Annotated in this window: 21 protein-coding genes and 7 tRNA genes; 10 read left to right on the top strand and 18 right to left on the bottom strand. The window is 49.4% G+C overall.

Going from position 1 to position 22,429, the window contains the following annotated elements; genetic code table 11:
* Positions 1 to 87: 87 nt before the first annotated feature.
* From ACLBLI_RS07010 to gltX, 6 genes are all read right to left on the bottom strand, one after another.
* Positions 88 to 999 carry a M14 family metallocarboxypeptidase gene (locus ACLBLI_RS07010; protein ID WP_414830389.1) on the bottom strand — a complete coding sequence of 304 codons (912 nt, stop codon included), beginning with the start codon at positions 997 to 999 and terminating at the stop codon, positions 88 to 90.
* 449 nt (positions 1,000 to 1,448) lie between these two features.
* A tRNA-Glu gene (locus ACLBLI_RS07005) sits at positions 1,449 to 1,524 on the bottom strand.
* Positions 1,525 to 1,679: 155 nt separating this feature from the next.
* A tRNA-Glu gene (locus tag ACLBLI_RS07000) sits at positions 1,680 to 1,755 on the bottom strand.
* A 155-nt stretch (positions 1,756 to 1,910) separates the two neighbouring features.
* Positions 1,911 to 1,986, bottom strand: a tRNA-Glu gene (locus ACLBLI_RS06995).
* A 151-nt stretch (positions 1,987 to 2,137) separates the two neighbouring features.
* A tRNA-Ala gene (locus tag ACLBLI_RS06990) sits at positions 2,138 to 2,213 on the bottom strand.
* Positions 2,214 to 2,298: 85 nt separating this feature from the next.
* Positions 2,299 to 3,708, bottom strand: a complete 1,410-nt coding sequence (gene gltX, locus ACLBLI_RS06985) for a glutamate--tRNA ligase (protein ID WP_414830388.1) — start codon at positions 3,706 to 3,708, stop codon at positions 2,299 to 2,301.
* Positions 3,709 to 3,966: 258 nt separating this feature from the next.
* Between gltX and ACLBLI_RS06980 the strand changes: the two genes are divergently transcribed.
* The 4 genes from ACLBLI_RS06980 (at position 3,967) to ACLBLI_RS06965 (ending at position 6,679) form a co-directional block, all read left to right on the top strand.
* A tRNA-Val gene (locus tag ACLBLI_RS06980) sits at positions 3,967 to 4,042 on the top strand.
* A 187-nt stretch (positions 4,043 to 4,229) separates the two neighbouring features.
* A tRNA-Val gene (locus ACLBLI_RS06975) sits at positions 4,230 to 4,305 on the top strand.
* Positions 4,306 to 4,408: 103 nt separating this feature from the next.
* Positions 4,409 to 4,484 (top strand) — tRNA-Val (locus ACLBLI_RS06970).
* A gap of 569 nt (positions 4,485 to 5,053) precedes the next feature.
* Positions 5,054 to 6,679 (top strand): response regulator, encoded by a 1,626-nt coding sequence (locus tag ACLBLI_RS06965; protein WP_414830387.1) that lies wholly within the window; start codon positions 5,054 to 5,056, stop codon positions 6,677 to 6,679.
* 409 nt (positions 6,680 to 7,088) lie between these two features.
* Here the strand turns inward: ACLBLI_RS06965 and ACLBLI_RS06960 are convergent, their stop codons facing one another.
* Both ACLBLI_RS06960 and moaA read right to left on the bottom strand, forming a co-directional pair.
* Positions 7,089 to 7,607: a GNAT family N-acetyltransferase gene (locus ACLBLI_RS06960; protein WP_414830386.1), complete on the bottom strand. Its 519-nt coding sequence runs from the start codon at positions 7,605 to 7,607 to the stop codon at positions 7,089 to 7,091.
* Between the two features lie 16 nt (positions 7,608 to 7,623).
* Positions 7,624 to 8,592, bottom strand: coding sequence for a GTP 3',8-cyclase MoaA (gene moaA / locus ACLBLI_RS06955; RefSeq protein ID WP_414830385.1), 969 nt, complete (start codon positions 8,590 to 8,592; stop codon positions 7,624 to 7,626).
* Positions 8,593 to 8,856: 264 nt separating this feature from the next.
* Here moaA and ACLBLI_RS06950 point away from each other — a divergent pair, with 264 nt between their 5' ends.
* A complete protein-coding gene (locus tag ACLBLI_RS06950; protein WP_414830384.1) occupies positions 8,857 to 10,650 on the top strand; it encodes an ABCB family ABC transporter ATP-binding protein/permease in 1,794 nt (597 codons plus the stop codon).
* Between the two features lies 1 nt (position 10,651).
* Positions 10,652 to 10,864: a DUF3820 family protein gene (locus ACLBLI_RS06945; RefSeq protein WP_218312746.1), complete on the top strand. Its 213-nt coding sequence runs from the start codon at positions 10,652 to 10,654 to the stop codon at positions 10,862 to 10,864.
* Between the two features lie 37 nt (positions 10,865 to 10,901).
* Here the strand turns inward: ACLBLI_RS06945 and ACLBLI_RS06940 are convergent, their stop codons facing one another.
* Entirely contained in the window at positions 10,902 to 11,882 is a 981-nt protein-coding gene (locus ACLBLI_RS06940; RefSeq protein WP_414830927.1) for an alpha/beta fold hydrolase, read from the bottom strand.
* Between the two features lie 458 nt (positions 11,883 to 12,340).
* On the opposite strand from ACLBLI_RS06940, the gene ACLBLI_RS06935 reads away from it, so the two are divergent.
* Both ACLBLI_RS06935 and ACLBLI_RS06930 read left to right on the top strand, forming a co-directional pair.
* Entirely contained in the window at positions 12,341 to 12,880 is a 540-nt protein-coding gene (locus tag ACLBLI_RS06935) for an RNA polymerase sigma factor (protein ID WP_414830383.1), read from the top strand.
* Complete coding sequence (locus tag ACLBLI_RS06930; protein ID WP_414830382.1) at positions 12,867 to 13,217, top strand: DUF6768 family protein; 351 nt, start codon at positions 12,867 to 12,869, stop codon at positions 13,215 to 13,217. The genes ACLBLI_RS06935 and ACLBLI_RS06930 overlap by 14 nt, the downstream gene beginning before the upstream one ends.
* 79 nt (positions 13,218 to 13,296) lie before the next feature.
* Here the strand turns inward: ACLBLI_RS06930 and ACLBLI_RS06925 are convergent, their stop codons facing one another.
* Positions 13,297 to 13,707: a DUF3224 domain-containing protein gene (locus ACLBLI_RS06925; protein WP_414830381.1), complete on the bottom strand. Its 411-nt coding sequence runs from the start codon at positions 13,705 to 13,707 to the stop codon at positions 13,297 to 13,299.
* A gap of 165 nt (positions 13,708 to 13,872) precedes the next feature.
* Here ACLBLI_RS06925 and ACLBLI_RS06920 point away from each other — a divergent pair, with 165 nt between their 5' ends.
* The gene (locus ACLBLI_RS06920) at positions 13,873 to 14,202 is read left to right on the top strand and encodes a hypothetical protein (RefSeq protein ID WP_414830380.1); all 330 of its coding nucleotides are present in this window, start codon (positions 13,873 to 13,875) and stop codon (positions 14,200 to 14,202) included.
* A gap of 47 nt (positions 14,203 to 14,249) precedes the next feature.
* Here the strand turns inward: ACLBLI_RS06920 and ACLBLI_RS06915 are convergent, their stop codons facing one another.
* The 4 genes from ACLBLI_RS06915 to ACLBLI_RS06900 form a co-directional block, all read right to left on the bottom strand.
* Positions 14,250 to 15,593: a class II 3-deoxy-7-phosphoheptulonate synthase gene (locus ACLBLI_RS06915; protein ID WP_414830379.1), complete on the bottom strand. Its 1,344-nt coding sequence runs from the start codon at positions 15,591 to 15,593 to the stop codon at positions 14,250 to 14,252.
* Between the two features lie 68 nt (positions 15,594 to 15,661).
* Positions 15,662 to 16,420 carry an ATP-binding cassette domain-containing protein gene (locus tag ACLBLI_RS06910; protein WP_414830378.1) on the bottom strand — a complete coding sequence of 253 codons (759 nt, stop codon included), beginning with the start codon at positions 16,418 to 16,420 and terminating at the stop codon, positions 15,662 to 15,664.
* The gene (locus ACLBLI_RS06905; protein WP_414830377.1) at positions 16,417 to 17,406 is read right to left on the bottom strand and encodes a FecCD family ABC transporter permease; all 990 of its coding nucleotides are present in this window, start codon (positions 17,404 to 17,406) and stop codon (positions 16,417 to 16,419) included. Before ACLBLI_RS06905 ends, ACLBLI_RS06910 begins: the two co-directional genes overlap by 4 nt.
* Positions 17,378 to 17,842, bottom strand: a complete 465-nt coding sequence (locus ACLBLI_RS06900) for a low molecular weight protein-tyrosine-phosphatase (protein ID WP_414830376.1) — start codon at positions 17,840 to 17,842, stop codon at positions 17,378 to 17,380. The genes ACLBLI_RS06905 and ACLBLI_RS06900 overlap by 29 nt, the downstream gene beginning before the upstream one ends.
* Before the next feature lie 117 nt (positions 17,843 to 17,959).
* On the opposite strand from ACLBLI_RS06900, the gene pepE reads away from it, so the two are divergent.
* Complete coding sequence (gene pepE / locus ACLBLI_RS06895) at positions 17,960 to 18,673, top strand: dipeptidase PepE (protein WP_414830375.1); 714 nt, start codon at positions 17,960 to 17,962, stop codon at positions 18,671 to 18,673.
* Here pepE and bioD read toward each other — a convergent pair.
* From bioD to bioB, 4 genes are read right to left on the bottom strand one after another with little or no spacing between them, the layout of a single operon-like run.
* On the bottom strand, positions 18,650 to 19,324 hold the full coding sequence (gene bioD / locus ACLBLI_RS06890; RefSeq protein ID WP_414830374.1) for a dethiobiotin synthase: 675 nt from the start codon (positions 19,322 to 19,324) through the stop codon (positions 18,650 to 18,652). The two genes, pepE and bioD, sit on opposite strands and share 24 nt — an antisense overlap.
* A gap of 24 nt (positions 19,325 to 19,348) precedes the next feature.
* Entirely contained in the window at positions 19,349 to 20,146 is a 798-nt protein-coding gene (locus ACLBLI_RS06885) for a methyltransferase domain-containing protein (protein ID WP_414830373.1), read from the bottom strand.
* Positions 20,143 to 21,309, bottom strand: coding sequence for an 8-amino-7-oxononanoate synthase (bioF, locus tag ACLBLI_RS06880; RefSeq protein WP_414830372.1), 1,167 nt, complete (start codon positions 21,307 to 21,309; stop codon positions 20,143 to 20,145). The genes ACLBLI_RS06885 and bioF overlap by 4 nt, the downstream gene beginning before the upstream one ends.
* Positions 21,309 to 22,406, bottom strand: a complete 1,098-nt coding sequence (bioB, locus tag ACLBLI_RS06875; RefSeq protein ID WP_414830371.1) for a biotin synthase BioB — start codon at positions 22,404 to 22,406, stop codon at positions 21,309 to 21,311. Before bioB ends, bioF begins: the two co-directional genes overlap by 1 nt.
* Positions 22,407 to 22,429: the final 23 nt, after the last annotated feature.

Genomic DNA, 22,429 nt, shown 5'->3' with positions numbered 1-22,429 from the left:
TGAGATGAAGGTCTCAATATACATATAGACGTCTATACTTTCAAACGTCCATATGGCCGCATGGCCATTTTATGAGATTAATGGTGTTTAGAAATGTGCACACACATAATCGATTGCCGCTGTTATCGCTGCTACCTGGGCATCATTGCAGTTTTCAGGTGTTGCATTTTCACTATCCGGATACACCTCTGTGGTGGATACGTAGGCTGCACCAGTCATGCCTCCGCATAGGTGAAGAGAAGATTTGTCGTAACAAATAACACCTTCTATCTCGACATCTGCACCAATGATTTTGCCACTTTCGTCCGGTGGCGCGATATGCGTTATCTTTTTTACTCTCTCTATAATGGCTTTTTGAAAGGCCAGTACGGGCTTAGGCGTATCCGCAACCAGATAAAATCCATCAGGAATGTTCCAGATATCGTGAGTCACACCATCCCTCGCCGCTAATGCCGGGCGAAATTCAGAATTGTCGGTGTCTGTCGTTTCATGAAGATCGATATGCATGTCAAAAGTAATGCCCAGCGATGCGACGAATGCCATTAACAGCGCAGACTCAGGCGCTTTTGAGTCTTCATGAAATGAGCGATTGGGATCCATCGCCATAGGGTTCCAACGATTAATGGTCTCGTATCCCCACGGGCTCACGCACGGTACAACAATCACGTTGGCTTTGTCTTCGTACTCCGAAAGAGTCTCATTAATAAACTTCAGCGCGCCCTGAACGCCACTGGTTTCATAACCGTGTACGCCTCCGGTAACCAACACATTAGGCACGTTATCCAGCAGGGTATCCGGCACCACGGCATTCAGAGGGTAACGCGCCTCGTTGTAAGGCAATGCGCCATATTGCTGCAGTGAATAACCAGAGGGGACGTTGAGTAACTTTGAAAGCACATCTTCTTTGTAGCTGCGAACAATATTCTGCTGAGCTTTCCATTGTGCTTTTTCTTCTTCGCCCCAGGGCCTTCCTGGCGTTCCAATCGCGTATTCTGACATATGTGCCCTCCAAAAATGAATATGTGAAAGGCGCAAGTCTACCATGTATAGGCATAGGGGGAATCCACCAGCCCGTGCAATCGGGCGTATCGCAAAGCTGACACGTTGAGTGGCAATCATCAAGGCGGCCGGGTTAGAAAATACATGCTACGTTGATTAATCCGCGTTGCTGTGCGAATGCTATAACGCGTTGGAGTATTGCAACGGTAACGACCACTATTCTGCCAGTTTGATCCTGCCAGCGGCTTTCATAATACGCGTTATCGGGTAAGCCTGTCCTGTATGCTGCCCTTCGGGCCGTGCTAAAGCACGTTCTGCCAGGCTCCAGGCCAGGCAGTCGAACCCGTCATTAGTAAGCGCAGAGTAAAAGTAAGTTATGAGGTCTGAATAAAGGGCTTCTCATCCCGGCGGGGCAAAAAAAAGACCAGCATTTGCTGGTCTTTGTTTTTTGGCGTCCCCTAGGGGATTCGAACCCCTGTTACCGCCGTGAAAGGGCGGTGTCCTAGGCCTCTAGACGAAGGGGACAAAAAATCTTCCTTCGAAAGCAAAGCTTTCGAGATTTTTTGTAAGGTGAAGCGAGCTCTGCGAGCTGAGCGACATTATTCCTTACTGACTTTTTGCCAGAGAGCGTACTCTCTAAGCCTATTCCACAGTATTAACCGACTGTGACGCGATGTATATGGCGTCCCCTAGGGGATTCGAACCCCTGTTACCGCCGTGAAAGGGCGGTGTCCTAGGCCTCTAGACGAAGGGGACAAAAAATCTTCTTTCGAAAGCAAAGCTTTCGAGATTTTTTGTAAGGTGAAGCGAGCCCTGCGAGCTGAGCGACATTATTCCTTACTGACTTTTTGCCAGAGAGTGTACTCTCTAAGCCTATTCCACAGTATTAATCGACTGTGACGCGATGTATATGGCGTCCCCTAGGGGATTCGAACCCCTGTTACCGCCGTGAAAGGGCGGTGTCCTAGGCCTCTAGACGAAGGGGACAGAAATTTTGACTAGCGAAGCGTTGCATCGCTAAATTTCTGTAAGGCGAGGTGAGCCGGCGAACCGAGCGACCTTATCCTGCCAGAAACTTCTGTCCGAAGGTATTTCAACCTTCAGCCTATCCCACAGTCAAAACTATGAGAAGAAATCTTGGTGGAGCCAGGCGGGATCGAACCGCCGACCTCTTGCATGCCATGCAAGCGCTCTCCCAGCTGAGCTATGGCCCCGTGGTCACGTTTCACATTAGTTGTGACTGTTCCGTGACAGCGGGGCGCATTCTAGGCAGGGGGCGTTTTCATGTCAACGGTTTTTTTATGAATTTTCTCTGTTTGCTATAAAAGTAAGCGCTTTGTCTATTCTCTCGCCGACTTTGTCTTTTGACAGCAAATTCAGTGTGACATCCAGTGATGGCGAGTTACCACTTCCGGTAGCGGCTACACGCAGCGGCATGCCTACTTTCCCCATCCCTACTTCCAATTCTTCAGCAGCGGCATTAATGGCAGACTGAATCGATTCCGGGTTCCAGGTTTCCAGGCTCATTAGCTTCGCTTTTACTGTCTCAAGCGGTGCTTTCGCGACAGGACGAAGGTGCTTTTTCGCGGCTTTGTCGTCAAAGTCTTCGAAATCCTGATAAAAGTAGCTACTGATTTCAGCCAGCTCTTTTAACGTTTTCACTCTGTCAGCCTGGATCGCAATAACAGACTCCAGATCCGGCCCTGATGTCAGCGATACCCCCTGCTGTTCAAAATGCCATTTCGCATGAAGCGCCACTTCACTGGCCGGTAGTGACTTAATATAGTGTTGGTTAAGCCAGATGAGCTTTTCAGTATTAAACGCTGAGGCTGATTGTCCGATTGCATCTACACTAAACAGCTCAATCATCTCATCGACTGAGAAAATTTCCTGGTCCCCGTGTGACCAGCCCAAGCGCACAAGGTAGTTAATCAGAGCTTGTGGCAGAAAGCCGTCATCACGATATTGCATAACGCTTACCGCACCATGGCGTTTGGACAGCTTTTTGCCGTCATCGCCAAGAATCATCGATACATGCGCATATTCCGGGATAGGCGCACCCAACGCTTTAAGGATGTTTATCTGTCTTGGGGTATTATTAATATGGTCTTCACCACGAACAACATGTGTAATTCCCATGTCCCAGTCATCTACCACCACACAAAAATTGTAGGTTGGTGTACCATCGCTGCGCTGGATCACCAAATCGTCCATCTCTGAATTGCTGATCTCGATTTTACCGCGCACATGGTCTTCAAAAACGACCTTGCCTTCCTGTGGGTTTTTAAAACGAACAACAAACGGCTGGCCTTCAGGATGGTCAGTCCTGTCTCGCCATGTACCTGGATAACGTGGCTTTTCACCTTTTGCTTTTTGCTCTTCACGGATTGCATCCAGCTCTTCCGATGACATGAAGCACTTATATGCCTGCCCCTTATCGAGAAGTTGCTGAATAAGTTCTTTATATCTGTCGAAACGGTCGGTCTGATAGATAGGGCCGGTATCCCAGTTTAAACCCAGCCACTGCATACCATCCAGAATAGCCTGCTTTGCTTCTTCAGTAGAACGTTCTATATCTGTATCTTCAATACGAAGAACAAACTGACCGCCCTGACGTTTTGCAAGCAGCCATGAATAAAGTGCGGTACGTGCTCCCCCTACGTGTAGATAACCGGTAGGGCTTGGCGCAAATCTGGTAACAACCGACATGATAACTCTCTGTTATTAATGATTCGAAAAATTGCGCGCATTCTACCAGCCTATCGCCCGGCAAAAAAGCGCGTTCATCTATACTCACCGTTTCACGTCTGGCTAGCATCTATACGCTGTAAATAAGCAAAAAATGAGACAGTGACTGCTTTTCGTGCAAACGAACCATTTTCTCGAATTTTGTAGTTGACAGTGACAGCGGCCACTCTATAATACCGCCCCACTTGCGAAGCACAGCTAGCAAGTAATACACAAGATGGACGCTTAGCTCAGTTGGGAGAGCATCGCCCTTACAAGGCGAGGGTCACTGGTTCAAGCCCAGTAGCGTCCACCACCCTTTTTGGGTGAGGTGGCGAGGGTCACTGGTTCAACAACGTCGTTGCGAGCCACAGCAGACGTCCATCACTTTTTTTAAGTGGGTTGGCGAAGGCCACTGGTTCAACAGCATTCGTTGCGAGCCACAGCATACGTTCAGCACTTCGTATAGAGTGACAGACAAGTCTTGTGTAGCATGACAATATGGACGCTTAGCTCAGTTGGGAGAGCATCGCCCTTACAAGGCGAGGGTCACTGGTTCAAGCCCAGTAGCGTCCACCACTTTTTTTAAGTGGGATGGCGAGATTCACTGGTTCAACAACGTCGTTGCGAGCCACAACAGACTTCCACCATCTCTTTAATCGTTCATGCAGTCAAACAATACGGACGCTTAGCTCAGTTGGGAGAGCATCGCCCTTACAAGGCGAGGGTCACTGGTTCAAGCCCAGTAGCGTCCACCACCCCCTTTCTTAATCTAAAAGCAAACACCCTACAATCACACTGGTTCAACAACGTCGTTGCGAGCCACAGTAGCGTCCACCCCCCCCCCCTTTCTAAATTAAAAGCAAGCACCCTACAACGTCACTGGTTCAACAACGTCGTTGCGAGCCACAGTAGCATCCACTACCCCCCTTTTTTATTTAATAGCCAATACCCGACAACTTCATAGGTTCTATTACGTCGTTGCCAGCCGCATCAGCGCCCACTACTTTTTCTAATAAATCCCTATTACACCAATACCATTTCAATTGCGTCATTGTCATACCCTTCCACTTGGATTGTATTGACGCCTGGGGTTCCTTCTTGTGATTAAGGAAAAAATAAGCGCTGTCAATTTGTGATTTTTGGTCCTCACGAAGAAATGCCTGCCGCGACACCACACTATAATTTTATAACCGCAGGCCCCTCTCCTGCCGACAAATCGTGACAAAGCCATCAATTTCAGGTTTTAATAAGTTTTTACGCATTTCTGACGATAAACCAATATAAGTGGAAGTGTGTTTTATTATCTCGCAGTGATGGGAAGTCTATGAACATCAAGCTGGCTCGCCAAATGAAAGTGCTGATTGTTGATGATCAGGTGTTGGCCAAAGGTTACCTTAAATACTCCATGGAAGAGCTAGGCTTTCAGGACATCGAGTATGTAGATAAAGCCAATCTGGCGCTGTCGGCTATTCGTCGCAATAAATATGATCTGATTATTTGCGCATATGACTTAAAGCAGGAACAGGAGGGCTACTTTCTGTATGACCAGCTAAAAGAGCATAAAGAGCTTCCCCCTAGTACCGCCTTCGTCTTCATCAGCGCAGACACCACCGCTGACATTGTTCACTCTATCGTTGAGTTACAACCCGATGAATTTTTGGCTAAGCCATTTACCGTGAGAGAACTGGATAAGCGCCTTACCCGTGTGTTAAACCGTAAGCAGGCGCTTAAGCCCGTATATGAACTAATCGAACGCAATCAACCTGACCAGGCACTCAATGAAATTGAGCAGTTTCTTACTGAACCCAAAAACGCAGAGTTTTTTCCACTCGCACTGAAAACCAAAGGCGAGTTGTTGCAGGCCTGTAATTACATAGAGCAGGCAAAAGAATTTTATCAGGCGATTCTGAACGTCCAGAACTTTACCTGGGCACAGCTAGGGCTGGTTCGATGTCATATACGACTAAACGAAGACGATGATGCAGAGAAGCTCATTTTAGAACTGGCTTTTGAGAAAGACTCGATGCTGGCGGCCTATGACCTGCTCACTGCTTTGCAGATAAAACTTCAGGAATTTGAAGATGCTTTGGAATGCGTGTCATTGGCCGGCGAGATTTCACCGCGGAATATTCACCGCCACCGTCAGGCACTGGACCTGTCGCGTATTACGCATGACTACGAATCGCAGTTTGAAGCTGCGAAAAAAGTCGTAAAGTTTGCTAAAAATTCCATTCACGATAAGCCGGAAATTTACCTCAATGTCGCGCGTGCAGGGATTGATTTTGCCATGACCGCCGACGATGACCAGACCTCAAAGCTAATTAAACAGTCCAATGAATATTTGCGTCAGCTTAAGGCGTCCTTTCCTAAGGCCGACTTTGAAGAACAGATCAAGGTAATAGATGCGCGGCTACTGTATCTGCAGGATGAAAGTGACAATGCGAGAAACCTGTTAGGACAGCTAAGCGATGATACCTGGGAAACAGAAAGTATTGATGCACTGCTAGATAAAGCTAAAGCATTTCATGAAGTCGGATTGCAAGACCACGCACTGAGTATTCTGGATGTAATCGAACGACGCTGCGTCAGCGATCCTGCGCAAAGCGATTTGTTTTTACATTACATCCGACAAGAACGTTCTGAGAAAGCAGAAATTCCAATGAGTCCGAAAGCGCTTAACAACTCTGCGGTTGTGCAGTATCAGCAAGGCGATTTAGCGACAGCTCTCAAAACATTCAGACACGCTTTCACCATAATGCCTAAAAACCCCTCTATCGCGCTCAATTTGTTGCAGGCAACGGCTATTGATCTTCGCGAAAACCGTCATGAAGATGAGAATGCGCAAGCACTTATCCTTAACTGCATGCGCACAATTGAATCTGCTCATTTGAATCAGGAGCAAGAGAAGCGTTATCAGCGGGTAAAGTCAATATTACGGGACTTGACGTAGAATTCGGCTCTGGCCAAATGGTCATTCTGTCTCCGTGAGCTGCCTTAACTGGTCGTTGAGATGTAAAGATCCCCCTGATAAAACCATAGTTCCTTAGTACAGGTTGCACAGCCATAACTATGATCATAGCTAAACTGATTTCATGTATCAGGTCGTATTGTTGTTCCCGGTAAAACCGCCTTTCGGACATTATTTGAAGACAACAACGTTGGATAAAAAGCGACAGTGAACTTTCCACTATGCCCCGTATATAAACCAAGCGGATAGTGCACGTTATCTTGCTAAATCTACGGGGAAAAGTCAGGTCAAACGATATAACGGAAATGGCAAAGAAGAAGAGTCCGGCTGAACAAGGGTTGCCAAAAGCAATGGCAGCTTAAAAGCTAAGAATTTTGCTGAGATCCTGCTGTTACACCACAACTTCACCATCGAATACTTCATCCTGATAATGCATGCGGTGACTGAACTCCATCCCCAGTTTCTTCATGACACCAATCGAGGCGAGATTGTCGGGAAGTGCAATTGCTGAAAACTGCTCCACACCCATGTCAAAAAGGCTGTCTCGCACGGTTCTGGCGGCTTCTGTTGCATAACCTTTGCCCCAGGTGTTTCGTTTGAAACGCCAGCCCAATTCAAGGTTATCGCTTTGTGGTGTAGCAGTGAAGAAGAGCATAGGACGAACCAGGATCCAGCCAATATCTTCGGTTGTCGATTTCACTGTCACTTTCCACACCCCCCACCCCAGCGCCGGATTACTGAACGCTTTAATTCTGGGTATGAAAATGCCTTCGATATCTTCCCGTGAGGTTTTTTTTCCACCATTAATGAATTTCATTACCTGCTCGTCCTGATCGATAGACCACAGAAACTCTGCATGCTTATCAGACACCAGTTCATAAGCGAGACGTTCGCTGTCAGGAATGTACATCAGTGATTACCTCAAATTATCCACCCAACATAGCAAGATGCTTAGTTGCACCCGTTTGCCCTTCATGTAAATGATGCGTGGCTTCTTTTGATACTAGCACCTTTTGCAGATACTGCTGTAATCCCTGAATATCATTTTCCCTAAGGTAAGGTTGCAGGGTTAACCCTTGCTCACTGAACAAACATAGGTGAAGGTTCCCGTTGGCCGCCACTCTAAGGCGGTTGCAGCTCTGACAGAAGTCTTTGCTGTAAGGTAGAATTAAGCCAATTTTCCCCTGATAATCGGGGTGATAAAATTCCTGTGCCGGGCCAGCGTCTTTACGACGAATCAGTGGCGCCCATCCCTGCGACAGCAGCCACTCTTTTACTGGCTGCCCGCTTTGATGCTGATGATTAAAAAAGCCTTCGTGTTCGCCGGTTTGCATCAGTTCAATGAACCGCAATGTCACTGGCTTGTCTTTGATCCAGCCTAAAAACCGAGTAAGACGTTTCTCGTCAAACTGACTCAGCATGACGGTATTCACTTTCACATCGAGTCCGGCTTCGGCGGCATTATCGATACCAGCCAATACCTCTTTTAGCTTGTCCTGACCGGTAATTGCCGCAAACTGTCTTGGATCCAGGCTATCAATGCTGACATTGACCTGATCCAGTCCTGCCGCTTTCCACTCACGTGCTTTCTGAGCCAGGCGACCGCCATGCGTCGTCATCGCCACCCGCTTGATACCGGGTGTATTTGCAGTTACCGAAATAATATCGGTGAAATCACGTCTCAGCGATGGTTCTCCGCCCGTAATTCGTACTTTGGAAGTACCTAATCCGGCGAATGCAGAAAGTACTGTCTGTATTTCGCTTTTGGAAAGAAAAGAGTCGGCTGAAGGCCCCTGATAGCCATCAGGTAAGCAATATTGACAACGAAAATTGCACGCCTCCGTGATGGAAAGGCGCAGGTAATAAAATTGTCTGCCGTGATTATCCTGAAGCAATGCGTCCTCGCTCGAAATATAAAAAGAAAAAAGAACAGACGTGAGCCCTCACCATGCCACAAAAGTGTCCCCGGTTAAATGCTGGTCAACACGTTTCACCACCTCATTCGCAACTTATTTTCACATAGTCTGGCTATCGGGTTACACTAGCAATGCGTATTTACGCCGAAGTCCGGGTAGTAAAAGTGCTAACTGGCATTCACAAATGTCACCGCTCTAACAGACCGGTGTACACCGTAGAATTATTCAATAAAAAGACTCGCTATGCGCCGCTCCCGTTTTGCTGAAAATACTGACGCTCCTGTTCGCTGGGACGTATTCAAACAACTCTGGCCCTATCTGATGGAATTCAGGCAGCGCGTCTTTCTGGCGATGGTTTGTCTTATAGGTGCAAAGCTTGCAAGTATCGGCCTACCTTATGTACTCAAATATGCCGTAGACAGTTTAAATCAGGAAAATAAAACTGCGTTGATACTGGCCGTTCCCCTGTCTCTGGTTATTGCTTACGGCGCATTGCGATTGCTTAACGTGTTATTAGGCGAAGTCCGCGATACACTCTTCGGCCGCGTGACTGAGCGCGCCATGCGACGGTTAGGGCTTACCGTCTTCCGGCATCTGCACCAACTTGATCTCGGTTTCCACCTCTCTCGCCAGACGGGGGGACTGTCACGAGATATTGAACGGGGCACCAGCGGCATCAGCTTTCTCATGCGCTTTATGGTCTTCAATATTGGCCCCACGTTATTTGAAATAGCCGTTGTCGTCGTGTTGATGTTAACGCAGTACGGGCCATCGTTTGCCCTTATCATTTTGCTGTCGGTCGTCATCTATGTGGCCTTTACCATGAAAGCCACTCACTGGCGCACACGTTACGTCACCATGATGAATCAGGCTGATTCCACAACTAACTCCCGCGCGGTTGACAGCTTGCTGAACTTTGAAACGGTGAAGTACTTCAATAACGAGAACTTTGAAGCAAACCGATATGATAAGGATCTGGCAGACTGGGAGCATGCCCGCCGGAAAAATCGCTTGTCGCTGTTCGCGCTTAACGGTGGGCAGGCCTTTATCATCGCCATCGCCATGACGTCAATGATGGGTAATGCGGCACTGGGCGTAGCGCGTGGTGAAATGACGATTGGCGACTTTGTATTGATTAACGCCTTCACAATGCAAATATTTATGCCGCTGAACTTTCTTGGATTTGTCTACCGGGAGATCCGTGGTTCACTGGCAAATATCGACAATTTGTTTCAGCTGCTGGATAAAAAACCCAAGGTCTCTGACCGGGAAAATGCCGGAGAACTTAGCATTACGCGTGCAGCTATCACGTTCGACAATGTGCATTTTCACTACGACGCGAAGCGCCCGATCCTCAAAGGTGTATCCTTTGACGTTAAACCGGGTCAGAAAGTCGCCATCGTTGGCGAGAGCGGTGCCGGGAAATCCACTCTGATGAAACTGCTCTTTCGGTTTTACGATCCCAATTCCGGCACTGTCAGCATTGACGGACAAGATATCCGTACAGTCACTCAGGACTCGCTGCGCAGGCATATCGGAATAGTGCCACAGGATACCGTGCTGTTTAACGACACACTGATTGAGAATATTCGCTATGGACGTCCCGACGCCACAGACGAAGAGGTAAGCCAGGTAATCTCGATGGCCCACCTCTCTCACTTTATCGGCTCGTTACCTGACGGTCTTCAGACTCAGGTTGGTGAGCGCGGGCTAAAGCTTTCCGGAGGCGAAAAGCAGCGCGTAGCGATTGCCCGTGCCTTGCTAAAAAGGCCGGAAATTCTGGTTTTTGATGAGGCTACGTCGTCTCTGGACAGCCAGTCCGAACAGGCGATATTACAGGCGTTGCGTGAGGCCGCCAAAAATCACACCAGCCTGGTTATCGCTCACCGCCTCTCCACCGTGATTGATGCCGACGAGATCCTGGTCATGCATCAGGGAGAAATTGTCGAATCAGGCTCACACGCGGCGCTGTTAAACGCAAACGGACGCTACGCCGCCTTGTGGTATGCTCAACAAAAACAACAAACAGAATCGTAGTATGGATGCAACACAGGTTAAAGCCGCAGTAAATCAGACAATGCCATTTGGCAAATACGCAGGCCGAAAACTTCTGCATTTGCCAGAGCCTTACCTGGTATGGTTTCACGCCAACGGGTTTCCGTCTGGAAAGCTGGGGGAGCAGCTGGCGCTCATGTATGAAATTAAGCTGAACGGGCTGGAGAGCGTGGTCGCTCCCCTTCTGGATGAGTAGCACGGTAAACGTATCAGACTTCGACAGACGTCAGGCCTTACTGTGATGCGTTGCCTACTACGTCCAGTAAAACCGGCTCAAATTGTGAATAATCCTCAATAAACGGCAGGTGACCTAAGCCCGGCAACGTTTTCACGTCAATGCGGCTGTTTCGCGCTTTAACCCGGCCGCCCAGCTTATCGTACTCACCGAGGGTGTAATCTACGCCCGCTCTTTTCCAGTTTCTGCCCGGGCCGGTGGTATCGCGAGTGCCGAGGATCAGGGTTACCGGCATCGTGAAGTCATCGAACTCTTCAATAACGGGCTGTGTAAAAATCATATCGTAGGTCAGCGCACTGACTTTCGCCAACACCTTCCAGTCGTCTCCCCTCACCCATCCTTGCAGCGGCACAGTAAGCGCTTCGTAACGGTCATTCCACTCACCGTCGTAATAGTTTTTTCGCTGATAAGAAATAATGCCTTCGGGCGTTTTATTAAGCTCATTCTGATAAAAGAAATTCACGTCTTTGTATTGCACATACTGCAGATAATTCTCCAGGCCAATGGGATTCACCAGGATCAGCTTTGTCGTCACATCCGGATAAAGCAACGCAAAACGACTTGCAAGCATGCCCCCCATGGAGTGGCCCAATACAATTGACTTTTCAATATTCAGCGACGACATCAGTTCGCGGGTATGGCTGGCCAGCGCGGCAAAAGAATACTGATAATCAACGGGTTTGGAAGATTTTCCAAACCCAATTTGGTCAGGCATAAGCACACCATAACCCGACTTGTGAAGAGTTTTGGCAAGCGGCTCAAAATAGGCGCCGTTAAAATTTTTTCCATGCATCAAGGTAATAACAGGCATGTCTTTTTTGGGCGCAAGATACATATAGGTCATCGTTAATGTCTGACCCTGGGAGCGCAGCTCAAATTCTTGTACGGGAAATGGATACGTGTATCCCGTCAGCCTTTTATCGAAACGATAGGAGGATTCACTGGCCTGGGCGGCGCAGGGAATAAAAATGGCGAGCATGAGCGTTGCGAGAAAAAAACGTCGCGTCATAAGAGATCCCGTTTGTGAATGATGAACACTATTACTACCGCTTTGCTGCGAGGAGGTTCAATACGAATACCAAATACACAGGCCTGCGCACTTGCCTGCAACAAAATAAACAGAAATTAACGCCGCGCGTTAAACACACTCGCCGCAACGTCGCGCTAGCTTGGCCAGCAAATTATGGGCAACATTGCGGTGTACCGAAACTGTAATAACTGACTCGCAAAAACTTTTTTACCATGCGCGAACCTCAGCATGGCTGCTATCGTCTTTATAGAAAAGCATGGAGAATGTTTGCTTATGAACCGGGAGACGATAGTTCAGTCTTTGTGGAGCCTAATCTGGCTATTTCCGCCGCATATAGAGGTGAGCGAACCAATACGCTTTTTATTACTGCGACTGCTTGCGCTAATCCTTTTTCTGCTGGAGCAACTGTGAAAAAGCAAACCATCGTCCCACCCGAGGCAATTGCACTTTTCGTTAGCCAGGCAAAACGGGGAGACCGAGAAGCTCTGGAGTCATTGTATCGCCACTTTGCCTGGCCAATGAGACGCTTTGCGCTTGCGCGTGTCAACGATCCCATGATTGCAGAAGATGTAGTGCAGAATGTCTGGCTTAAAGTAGAGAAACGCCTGCACCGGCTTAACGATCTCACACTTTTCCAAAGCTGGCTGTACCGTGCTCTTAAATGGGAAATACTGGACTGGGCAAAAAGCGCAGAAAGTCAGTCTCATAAAGCGCAAGAGCCTCTTCAGGATAACAGCCTGCAGATGATCAGTCTGCCGCCCCTTCTCGCTGCGTTACCTGAATCAGAAAGTGAAGTGGTTGAATTGGTATACCTGAATGGTCTCACGATTGAACAGGCCGCTCTGGTTATCAATATTCCGCCAGGCACTATTAAATCAAGGCTTTACCGAGCCCGTGAAAGACTAAGGGCAATACTAAATGAGGAGTGTACCCATGAAACTGGATGATAACATCGAGCAAACCCTGAAAGCGCAGACAAGAGAACTTGATGCTCTGATGGAAGAAAAGCAGTCACTTGCGGACTACCTGAAAACGGGGTTGTCATCTAACCTCGGCTGGATCATGAAGGCTGGGTATGTGCTTGCATTCTTGTTTTCAGTGCTACTAATTTACTGTGGCTACCGGTTTTTCGTGGCCACTGCACAAGAGGAACTATTCTGGGGGGTATGTTTTATCGCGAGCCTGCAGGTTCAGATTGCTACTAAACTCTGGATTTACATGCAGACAGACAGAGCGTGTCTTTCACGCGAGCTCAGGCTTCTGGCACTGGCCAAAAACAAGTAGACCCGAAGCAAGTCACGCTTAAGAGACGTTGACGCCAGCAAGGAGCTTTTAGTACGCCTTGCTGGCATAAGATAACGCCTCAGGTCCAGCCTTGCGTTTCTCTCACACCAAAATTAAATTCGTAACGATGTACCCCCTCGTCAATAATGATGGCCATGGTGCCAGTGAGTCCTTCAAGTTCACCGGTGCCAGAGTCCGGTACCACCTGAATTTGTAGCGTCTGACCGCCGTTATCCATAACCCCATAATGCTGCAGGACAAAGGTTCCGGTCTTGCCATCAAGCTTACCACTTACCTGCTCCAGCGCGACGTACCCGGCAGAGCCTTTCACCGGCGTGACGGCACTTAACATCTCACCCGTGCTAGTGGCGTCAAGATCGCCGTGATAGGTTTTGCTGATAGCCAGTCGGTTTAGCTCTATGCCGTCTTTTCCTTTCATTGCATCCTGCTGCGGATTCAACTCTACTGTAAACGTACCTGTTATGAACATGATAGCTCCTGAAATTGACTCTGTACCGGAAAGACGTAACAAACGTCGTAGCAGCTTTCCGGGGTGTTATGAAAACAAAAACAACTGTATACTTATACAGAAAACTTCGCAACTATTCCTAGAGCCGGTTTATTTTTCAAAAAACGTGTTGTCACACTGGGGAGTATGATGTTCAGTCGCCCGAAACGTCAGAAGCAGGCGTTAATCGATCAGCGAATACTGGCAATTCACAGAGCCATCGCAGGCAAAGTATTGTGCGAGCCGCATTACATTGAAAGAGCCCGCGCTGTGCTTTCAGAACGTTATAAAAACGGCATGATGCGATATGGAAGCTTTCTGCTGTGGGAGAGTATTTTAAACCACGCAAGCGAACCTGATGTGTTTGTAGCCTTATTGTTGGCCGAAGATCCCCGCACTGCCAGTTTACGTCGTGCTACTATTTTCACAGGTGTGCTTACTGAGGCAGAAAGAGAAGCCGTTCTCAGTATGTGTTAATCCGGCAGCATCAGGCTACTGTAGCTGCCGCCGGACCCATTTTCCTGTTATCCCTTTTTGAGATGATCCGCCACCAAAAACGCCATTTCCAACACCTGATCGGCATTCAGGCGAGGGTCGCACTGCGTTTTGTAAGCCTGCGCCAGGTCCTCGTCACTGATTTGGTAAGCACCGCCGGTACATTCGGTCACGTGCTGACCTGTCATTTCCAGATGGATACCACCAGCATGTGTGCCTTCTGACTCATGCGCCTGGAAGAACTGGCGAATTTCACTGAGAATTGCATCAAAGTTGCGGGTTTTGTAGCCACTGGATGCCTTAAAGGTATTCCCGTGCATAGGGTCGGAGCTCCACACAACGTGGCGTCCTTCCGCTTTCACACGACGCAACAGACGCGGCAGATTTTGCTCAAGCTTGTCAGCGCCCATTCGTGTTATCAACGTCAGACGTCCCGGGTCATTATCCGGATTCAGTGCGTCAATTAATTTGATGAGCTCATCTTCATCGATTGATGGACCGACTTTCACCCCAACCGGGTTATGAATGCCGCGGAAAAACTCAATGTGAGCATGATCAAGCTGCCGGGTGCGCTCGCCAATCCACACCATGTGTGCAGAGCAGTTATAAGGCTTGCCGGTTAATGTATCAATGCGCGTTAGGGCCTGCTCATAGTTAAGCAGCAGTGCTTCGTGTGAAGTAAATAATGAGGTTTCATGAAGTGTCCCGCTGTTAGAAGCATTAATACCAATGACATCCATAAACTCAAGCGTATCCTGAATGCGACGAGACATATCCTGATAACGCTCTTTCAATGGATTGTTTTCCACAAACGCCATGTTCCAGCGGTTTACCTGATGCAAATCAGCAAGACCACCCTGCGCAAACGCGCGCAGCAAATTCAGCGTTGCCGCACTGCGGTGGTACGCATCTAACATTCGGTTAGGATCCGGACGGCGTGCTTCTGGCGTAAACTCAAAACTGTTGATGATATCCCCGCGATAACTGGGTAGTGAAACCCCATCAACACTTTCATAATCCGACGAGCGAGGTTTAGCATACTGGCCTGCCATTCTCGCTACTTTCGTCACCGGACACCGACCTGCGAAGGTCAGTACAATTGCCATTTGCAGGATCACCTTAAACGTGTCACGGATTTTAGGTGCATTAAATTCGTCAAAGGACTCTGCGCAGTCACCGCCCTGCAACAAAAATCCTTTACCCAGACTCACATCACCTAATTGGCGACGAAGTTCGCGGGTCTCTTCAGCAAAGACCAGAGGAGGATATTTACTTAGGGTTTGTTCAGCCTGTTTAAGTTGATTTTTATCTTCGTATTCAGGTTGCTGAAGGATCGGCTTGGATCTCCAGCTGTCAGGTTGCCAGTTATTCACGGGGGGATCTCCTTGGTATAGAAAAGTGTGACAGCAGTGGCGAAAGGCCAGTTCTCACTTTACCACAACTAAGGCATGACAATAGGGTCGCAAACTTGAATTTGTAGAAAGTTTTCCAACTTTTTTACCGCAAAATGACAACCAAATGTTGCATTTAGGTTAATTTCATTCACAACATTCAAAGGCTCGCCATTTGCGACTAAAGCGCCGTGTTTTAATAACCAGATTTGATCCGCATTATTGGCGCTCAAACCAATATCATGAGAGGTCAGGATCACGGTATTTCCTTTGCTAGTCAGTTCTCGCGTCAGCGCCATCAGTGCATACTGATGTTTGATATCCAGTCCCTGCAGCGGTTCATCAAGCAGGATAAGTGCGTCACCGGTTTCAATGGCCGGCCAGACCTGAAGCAGTGCCCGACACAGGTCTACACGCTGCTTCTCGCCGCCAGACAGTGTGGTGATGCGGCGTGTCAACAGATGCGACACTTCCATTGTAAATTCCAGTATTGCTGGTAACGGGGGCACTGGGGACGAGGAATAAAACTGGAGGTATTCTTTGACGCTAAGGGCAAACGAAGCCGATGAGAACTGCGCATGAAATGCGCGAAAGCGAGCCAGTTCAGGCAACGTTAGCGCATTGACCGGCGTACCCTCAATACGACAATGCCCGTTATCCGCTTCAGTTAGCCCGGCTATCACTTCCAGCAAACTGGATTTCCCCGCGCCGTTTTCCCCCAGAAGATGGATGCTTTGTCCTTTCAGGCAATGGCATGTCACATCGTTTAGCCGCTTATCCAGCGACACTGAATGCAGTTCAACCGTCATCGCCATTGTCCTTTGTAAATCGCCCAAAGTAACAGCGGCCCACCCAGTGTTGCGGTGATCATTGATACCGGAAACGTCACGGTTCCCAGCATCTCTGTCGCCAGTGCCACCAGCAACAAAAACAGCGCTCCGGTAAGTGCTGAAGCGGGCAAAATCACCCGGTTGTCATACCCCACAAAAAGCCGCAGCACGTGCGGCACCAGTAAGCCTAAAAATGCAATCGAGCCGGCCACCGATACGGCTGCCCCTACACCTATTGATGCGGCAAGCAATACCCTTCTTATCAATTGCTGCGGACTGACACCTGCCACCGCTGCAGCATTATCACCGGCGTAAAGCCAGTTGAGCTTCTTCGCCTGAACAAGCTGATATGCACAGCTCAGCAACATAATGGGCGCGGCTACCCACAAAAGCGTACCGTCAGCCTGATACAAGCTTCCCATTAACCAGAAAGTCAGATTGCGCATGGACTGCGCGTCAGTGAACAAATAAAGCCAGGCTATCACTGCGCCCGACAAAGTAGACACCGCGATACCAGCCAGAATGACAGCCATGCTCGCTTGTTGCAGACGTCTGGCCAACCGATAGATCAATACGGTACTGGCTATCGCGCCAATAAAACATCCCAGCGGTAACAGATAATGAAAATAGGACTGTGCAAATGCCGGAGCGGTTAAAATAAGCACTGCCGCTACCAGGCTGGCACCGCTGGTAATACCGATGATCCCCGGGTCAGCCAGTGGGTTTCGCAGTACCACCTGCAGCGTTCCGGCACTCACCGTCAGCACGGCGCCGGTCAGCATTGCAGTAATCATTAGTGGCACTTGCAACGAGAAGAAAATATGACTTTTTACTGCCCCGTCTGTCTCCATTGACCAGGTCACTGCGGCAATCGCGCCAATCACAATAAGGCAGCTGCATGTCAGTCCGGCAAGCAGAAAACGAGGCACCGTGACATCACCGCTTAAGCGTGTTGATGAGACCATCAGACGCCGCTTCAATCAGGTCCAGCACAAGCTCAAAGCCTTGTTTACCGCCATAATACGGATCGGGCACCTCTTGATGCCCGGTGTCTGCGAAAGACAAAAACAAGTGAATTTTGTTGTGATACTCCTCCGGCGACACTTTACGAAGATTACTCAGGTTGCTCTCATCCATAGCCAGTATGTAATCGAACGACTCAAAGTCCGACTCTTCCACACGACGACATTTGAGGCCTTCGAATGAGTAACCTCTGGCGACTCCTGCCGCCTGCGACCGTTTATCGGGCTGTTTACCAATGTGATAACCATGTGTGCCGGCTGAATCAATTTTTACATTCAGCCCGGCTTTTGCCGCTTTATGACGAAACACAGCTTCGGCAGTGGGTGAACGACAAATATTGCCCAGACAGACGAATAAAACAGAGGGCACTTGGGACATAAAACAAAAACCTTTGAAGACAATCGATAACCACAAAAAAACCGGCATTACCTGAGTTGCTAAACTTAAGCGCAGCTTTCACGTATGATACTGCGACATTTATTACATGGAGCCATTATGACTGCACATGCTTTATTGTTAAGCAGCTCCCGGCAAGGTGACGAAACCTACCTCGAACATGCCAGGGCGCATATTCTTGCACACTTAGGAGAGCGGCGCGAGTTGCTATTTGTGCCTTATGCGGCAGTAACGCAAACCTACGACGCCTACGTAGAGGCAGTTCAGAAAGCGCTGCCAGAATGTTCAGTAGTAGGCTTACACCGTGCCTCTGATCCGGTTAAGGCCATCACTCAGGCGAAAGAAAATCATCAGGCTATTGTCACTGGCGGCGGGAATACCTTCCATTTGCTTTACACGCTTTACGAGCAGAAACTCATTGCACCGCTGCAAAATGCAATAGCCGATGGTACCCCCTACATAGGCTGGAGTGCCGGCTCTAACATTTGCGGTATGAGCATTCGCACCACCAATGATATGCCTATTATTGAGCCACCATCATTTAACGCGCTGACTATTTTGCCTTTTCAGTTAAACCCCCATTACACCGACTACCAGCCGCCCGGTCACAACGGCGAAACGCGTGACCAGCGCCTTGCGGAGTTTACCGCGCTAAATCCACGAACACCGGTCGTCGCCATTCGTGAGGGCACAGCGTTGTTGTTAACAAACAACACACTGACATTACAAGGCGAGAAAGGTGGCTTTGTTTTTACCGGCGAGGAGAAGCGCCCAATAGCAGCGGGCGAATCACTCACAAAGTTGCTTGGTTAACGCCTCCAGCACATGACTAGCCGGGACTTTCGCATAGGGAATTTCTCCCAGAAACGGTGCCGGCATTTCTGCTTTAAGCGTATCCAGATTTTCAGTATAACGCGGCATATCCGGGTGTAACTGATTGGCTATCCAGCCTTTAATATTCAGCCCGTCACGCTGCACGGCTTCGGCCGTAAGCAGTGCGTGATTCAGACACCCCAGGCGCATACCTACCACAATGATGACATCGAGCTTCAGCTGTTTAACAACATCTGAAAGATAGCGCTTGTCACCAAGAGGTAAACGCCAGCCCCCGGCTCCTTCCATAATCAACAAATCCGGAGACATTCCTTTTAAGTGAGCGTAGCCCGACTCTATTGCCTGCGGATTGATTGTTACACCGGCTTCTTTGGCTGCGATGTGCGGTGCAATAGGGGGAACAAACGCAATGGGGTTCACTTCATCCTGAGTGACCGGCAACGAGCTATTGGCTAACAATTGCGAGGCGTCTTCGTTTACAAGACGTCCGTTGATTTCTTCGCATCCGGCAGAAACCGGCTTATAGCCCACGGTTTTTTTGCCTGCTTCAGAGGCGGCCTTCAGTAAAATCGCAGAGACATACGTTTTACCGACATCAGTGTCGGTACCAGTAACAAAATAGGATTGCATAGGTAGCCTGCTAGTCTGGGTTAATCATTTCTCTACAATGAGCTGAGCAATATTGTAGGTTAGCGGAAGGCAGTTATTTTGCCCATGCAGAGACTGGTATGTCATCGACAGTTTTTTCAGATCCTGACGTGACAACCTCGTGCCTTCTGCCGCGGTGACCCCTGCCCCGGTATGTTTTATTGACCGCAGCAGTGACAGCAAATCAGCATGCGCGTCGACATACGCAACTAACTGCGCCTCTTTGAGCGTAAGTCCTGCCGTAGCTGCAGCGTCACACCATTGGGAATAACTGGCCTGAGGGTTTGTGGTTACCACCATACCCGCCACGCGGCGGGCGCGGTCCAGCTCCTCAAAAGAGCCATCAACCATGATAGCCAGCGATGCCCGCCCGCCTTTTTTCAGCACGCGCTGCATCTCATGCATAACGGTTAATGGTGACTGGCACCACTGCAGCGCCATAGACGAAAACAGCTGGTCAAAAGACTGCGAAGCAAAAGGCAAAGCCTCAGCATGTCCCTGATGAAACGTCACTTCAGGGTAGCGTTCAGACGCATAAGCGAGCATCCCCGGCGCGATATCCAGCCCTTGCACAACGCCACCTCTGCGCGCCAGCGAGTGAGTGTGGCGCCCTGTACCACATCCAATATCCAGTAATGACTCGCCGGGCAATAACGTAACTTTACTCAGCAAATCTTCAGCCACCCGCTGCTGCACGCCAGCATGGGAGTCATAGGATGATGCACACCGGCTGAACGAGGCTGCCACCCGCTGCCTCTCGGGCACAGATACCGTATTCAACAGCGCGGTTTCTACTGCCTTCACTGTGACACCTCATTCAGACTCAGCATTAACGCATCGCACATAACATCAATATCTTTTTTCTGATGCAACGCGCTCAGCGTGATACGAATGCGATCAGTGCCTTTGGGGACGGTAGGATAGCGCATAGCAGTTACCCAAATTCCCCGTGAGCGCATGGCTTCACTGACCGCGACGGCCTGCTGCGGATCGCCTACCAGCACAGGCTGAATTGCACTATGCGACGACATCACATCAATACCTTGTTGTGCGGCAACTTCCCTGAAGTAAGCGATATTGTCGTGCAGCGCCGCTCTGGCTTCCCCTTCCTCGCAGTAGGTAAGCGATTGCAACGTCGCTACAGCCTGTGCCGGCGGCATTGCTGTAGAATAAATATAATGCCGGGCGTGGTTTATCAAATAGTCAATGAGCAACTGACTGCCGGCGATAAACGCGCCGCCGGTGCCAATCGCCTTGCCGAACGTGGCCATCAGAACAGGCAGTTGGGCCTGAGATAACCCATACGCGTCTGCAGAGCCCAGGCCGTGCTCACCCGTCACACCAAACGCGTGGGCGTCATCCAACATCAGCCAGGCGCTATGCGTTGCCGCCAGCGATGTCAGCTCAGGCACCGGTGCGCTGTCGCCGTCCATGCTGAATATGCCCTCTGATACCAGCAATTTGTCGGTTGCCTCACTCTTGTTGAGTAAGGTCTGTGCATGCAACACATCATTATGTTTAAACCGGGACAGTGTGGCGTTTGACGCCATCGCACCATCAATAAATGAGGCATGCATGAGTTTGTCAGCCACAATATGACCGCCATCGGCAAACAGCGCCTGGCAAATGGCCTGATTAGCAGCAAACCCGGAGTTAAACAACAACACGGCTTCGCGCTGTAATTTATCCGCCAGATACGCCTCAAGCGCCAGATGGGCCTGACTGTAGCCGGTAACCAGTGGCGATGCGCCGCTGCCACCGCCAAAATGCGCCAGCCCTTCTACCCACGCCTGCAATACGCCCTGATGCTGACGCATACCCAGATAATCGTTGCTGGCAAAATTGAGATAGTGATCGCCGTTGATGTTCACCACCGCGTCTTTCTCGTACTGCTGGCAGTGCCGGGTACGCAAGTACCCGTCTTCGTAGCGCTGCGCTAATGATGCTTCAAGCCAGTCAAAGGCCATCAGGCCTCCGCTTCAGACTGTGACTTTCTGGTTGTCGCATCGTAAAACAGGTTATCCGTAGATTTCACCGCGATTTCCTCGCTCAGTGCCTGCTCGTGCGCTTCATCAGAATATTCTCTGGTGCGCTCGGTATTGATACCCAGCTTTTTAAATAACAACACATCTTCATGGGTGTCCGGGTTAGACGTTGTCAGCAGCTTGCAGCCATAGAAAATCGAATTTGCGCCAGCCATAAAGCACAGTGCCTGCATTTGTTCGTTCATTGCTTCACGCCCCGCAGACAAGCGCACATGAGACGCTGGCATCATGATCCGTGCTACCGCAATTGTGCGGATAAACTCAAACGGCTCCAGATCTTCTACGCTATCCAGTGGCGTGCCTTTTACTTTTACCAGCATATTGATAGGAACACTTTGCGGTTGCTCCGGCAGGTTCGCCAGCTGAATCAACAGGCTGGCCCGGTCGCCCGCGCTTTCGCCCATTCCTACAATACCGCCAGAACACACATTCATGCCGGCCTCGCGGACGTTCTCCAGCGTATTTAGCCGGTCTTCATAGGTGCGGGTAGTGATAATGTCACCGTAGTACTCCGGTGAGGTATCCAGGTTGTGGTTGTAATAATCCAGGCCAGCCTGTTTCAGTGCGATAGCCTGATCGCGAGTCAGCATACCTAAAGTCATGCAGGTTTCCAGGCCGAGTTTCTTCACTTCCTGAACCATTTTCAGTACGTAGGGCATGTCACGCTCTTTCGGATTACGCCACGCGGCGCCCATACAAAAACGGGTTGAGCCTGTACGCTTGGCGTCTTTGGCCCGCTCTATCACTTTTTCAATTTCGAGCAGACGCTCTTTTTCAAGACCCGTGTCGTAGCGCGCACTTTGCGGGCAGTACTTACAGTCTTCCGGACACGCGCCGGTTTTAATCGATAACAGTGTGCTTACCTGAACTTCATTCGGATTAAAGTTTTCGCGATGAATCGTCTGCGCTTTAAACAGTAAATCGTTAAATGGCAGCGCATATAGTGCCTCGACTTCCTGTTTGGTCCAGTCGTGGCGAATAGAAGATGATGATGCTGAGTGCATGGGCGCGGCGGTCATAGCCTGTCCTTTACTAATTCTGA

The sequence above is a fragment of the Alteromonas sp. H39 genome (genome assembly GCF_047556435.1).
Taxonomy (GTDB): Bacteria; Pseudomonadota; Gammaproteobacteria; order Enterobacterales; family Alteromonadaceae; genus Alteromonas.
Note: the sequence above shows the minus strand (reverse complement) of the source record. Positions and strands in the feature narration are given on the sequence as shown.

Bases quoted from the DNA above. Each gene is read 5' to 3' on its own strand.
- ACLBLI_RS06900 (WP_414830376.1), bottom strand. From the start codon at position 17,842: ATGTCCCAAGTGCCCTCTGTTTTATTCGTCTGTCTGGGCAATATTTGT.
- ACLBLI_RS06960 (WP_414830386.1), bottom strand. From the start codon at position 7,607: ATGTACATTCCTGACAGCGAACGTCTCGCTTATGAACTGGTGTCTGAT.
- bioD (WP_414830374.1), bottom strand. From the start codon at position 19,324: ATGCAATCCTATTTTGTTACTGGTACCGACACTGATGTCGGTAAAACG.
- bioB (WP_414830371.1), bottom strand. From the start codon at position 22,406: ATGACCGCCGCGCCCATGCACTCAGCATCATCATCTTCTATTCGCCAC.
- pepE (WP_414830375.1), top strand. From the start codon at position 17,960: ATGACTGCACATGCTTTATTGTTAAGCAGCTCCCGGCAAGGTGACGAA.
- ACLBLI_RS06910 (WP_414830378.1), bottom strand. From the start codon at position 16,420: ATGACGGTTGAACTGCATTCAGTGTCGCTGGATAAGCGGCTAAACGAT.
- ACLBLI_RS06950 (WP_414830384.1), top strand. From the start codon at position 8,857: ATGCGCCGCTCCCGTTTTGCTGAAAATACTGACGCTCCTGTTCGCTGG.
- ACLBLI_RS06925 (WP_414830381.1), bottom strand. From the start codon at position 13,707: ATGTTCATAACAGGTACGTTTACAGTAGAGTTGAATCCGCAGCAGGAT.
- ACLBLI_RS06920 (WP_414830380.1), top strand. From the start codon at position 13,873: ATGATGTTCAGTCGCCCGAAACGTCAGAAGCAGGCGTTAATCGATCAG.
- ACLBLI_RS06905 (WP_414830377.1), bottom strand. From the start codon at position 17,406: ATGGTCTCATCAACACGCTTAAGCGGTGATGTCACGGTGCCTCGTTTT.
- ACLBLI_RS06940 (WP_414830927.1), bottom strand. From the start codon at position 11,882: ATGCTCGCCATTTTTATTCCCTGCGCCGCCCAGGCCAGTGAATCCTCC.
- gltX (WP_414830388.1), bottom strand. From the start codon at position 3,708: ATGTCGGTTGTTACCAGATTTGCGCCAAGCCCTACCGGTTATCTACAC.
- ACLBLI_RS06930 (WP_414830382.1), top strand. From the start codon at position 12,867: ATGAAACTGGATGATAACATCGAGCAAACCCTGAAAGCGCAGACAAGA.
- ACLBLI_RS07010 (WP_414830389.1), bottom strand. From the start codon at position 999: ATGTCAGAATACGCGATTGGAACGCCAGGAAGGCCCTGGGGCGAAGAA.
- ACLBLI_RS06965 (WP_414830387.1), top strand. From the start codon at position 5,054: ATGAACATCAAGCTGGCTCGCCAAATGAAAGTGCTGATTGTTGATGAT.
- ACLBLI_RS06945 (WP_218312746.1), top strand. From the start codon at position 10,652: ATGGATGCAACACAGGTTAAAGCCGCAGTAAATCAGACAATGCCATTT.
- bioF (WP_414830372.1), bottom strand. From the start codon at position 21,309: ATGGCCTTTGACTGGCTTGAAGCATCATTAGCGCAGCGCTACGAAGAC.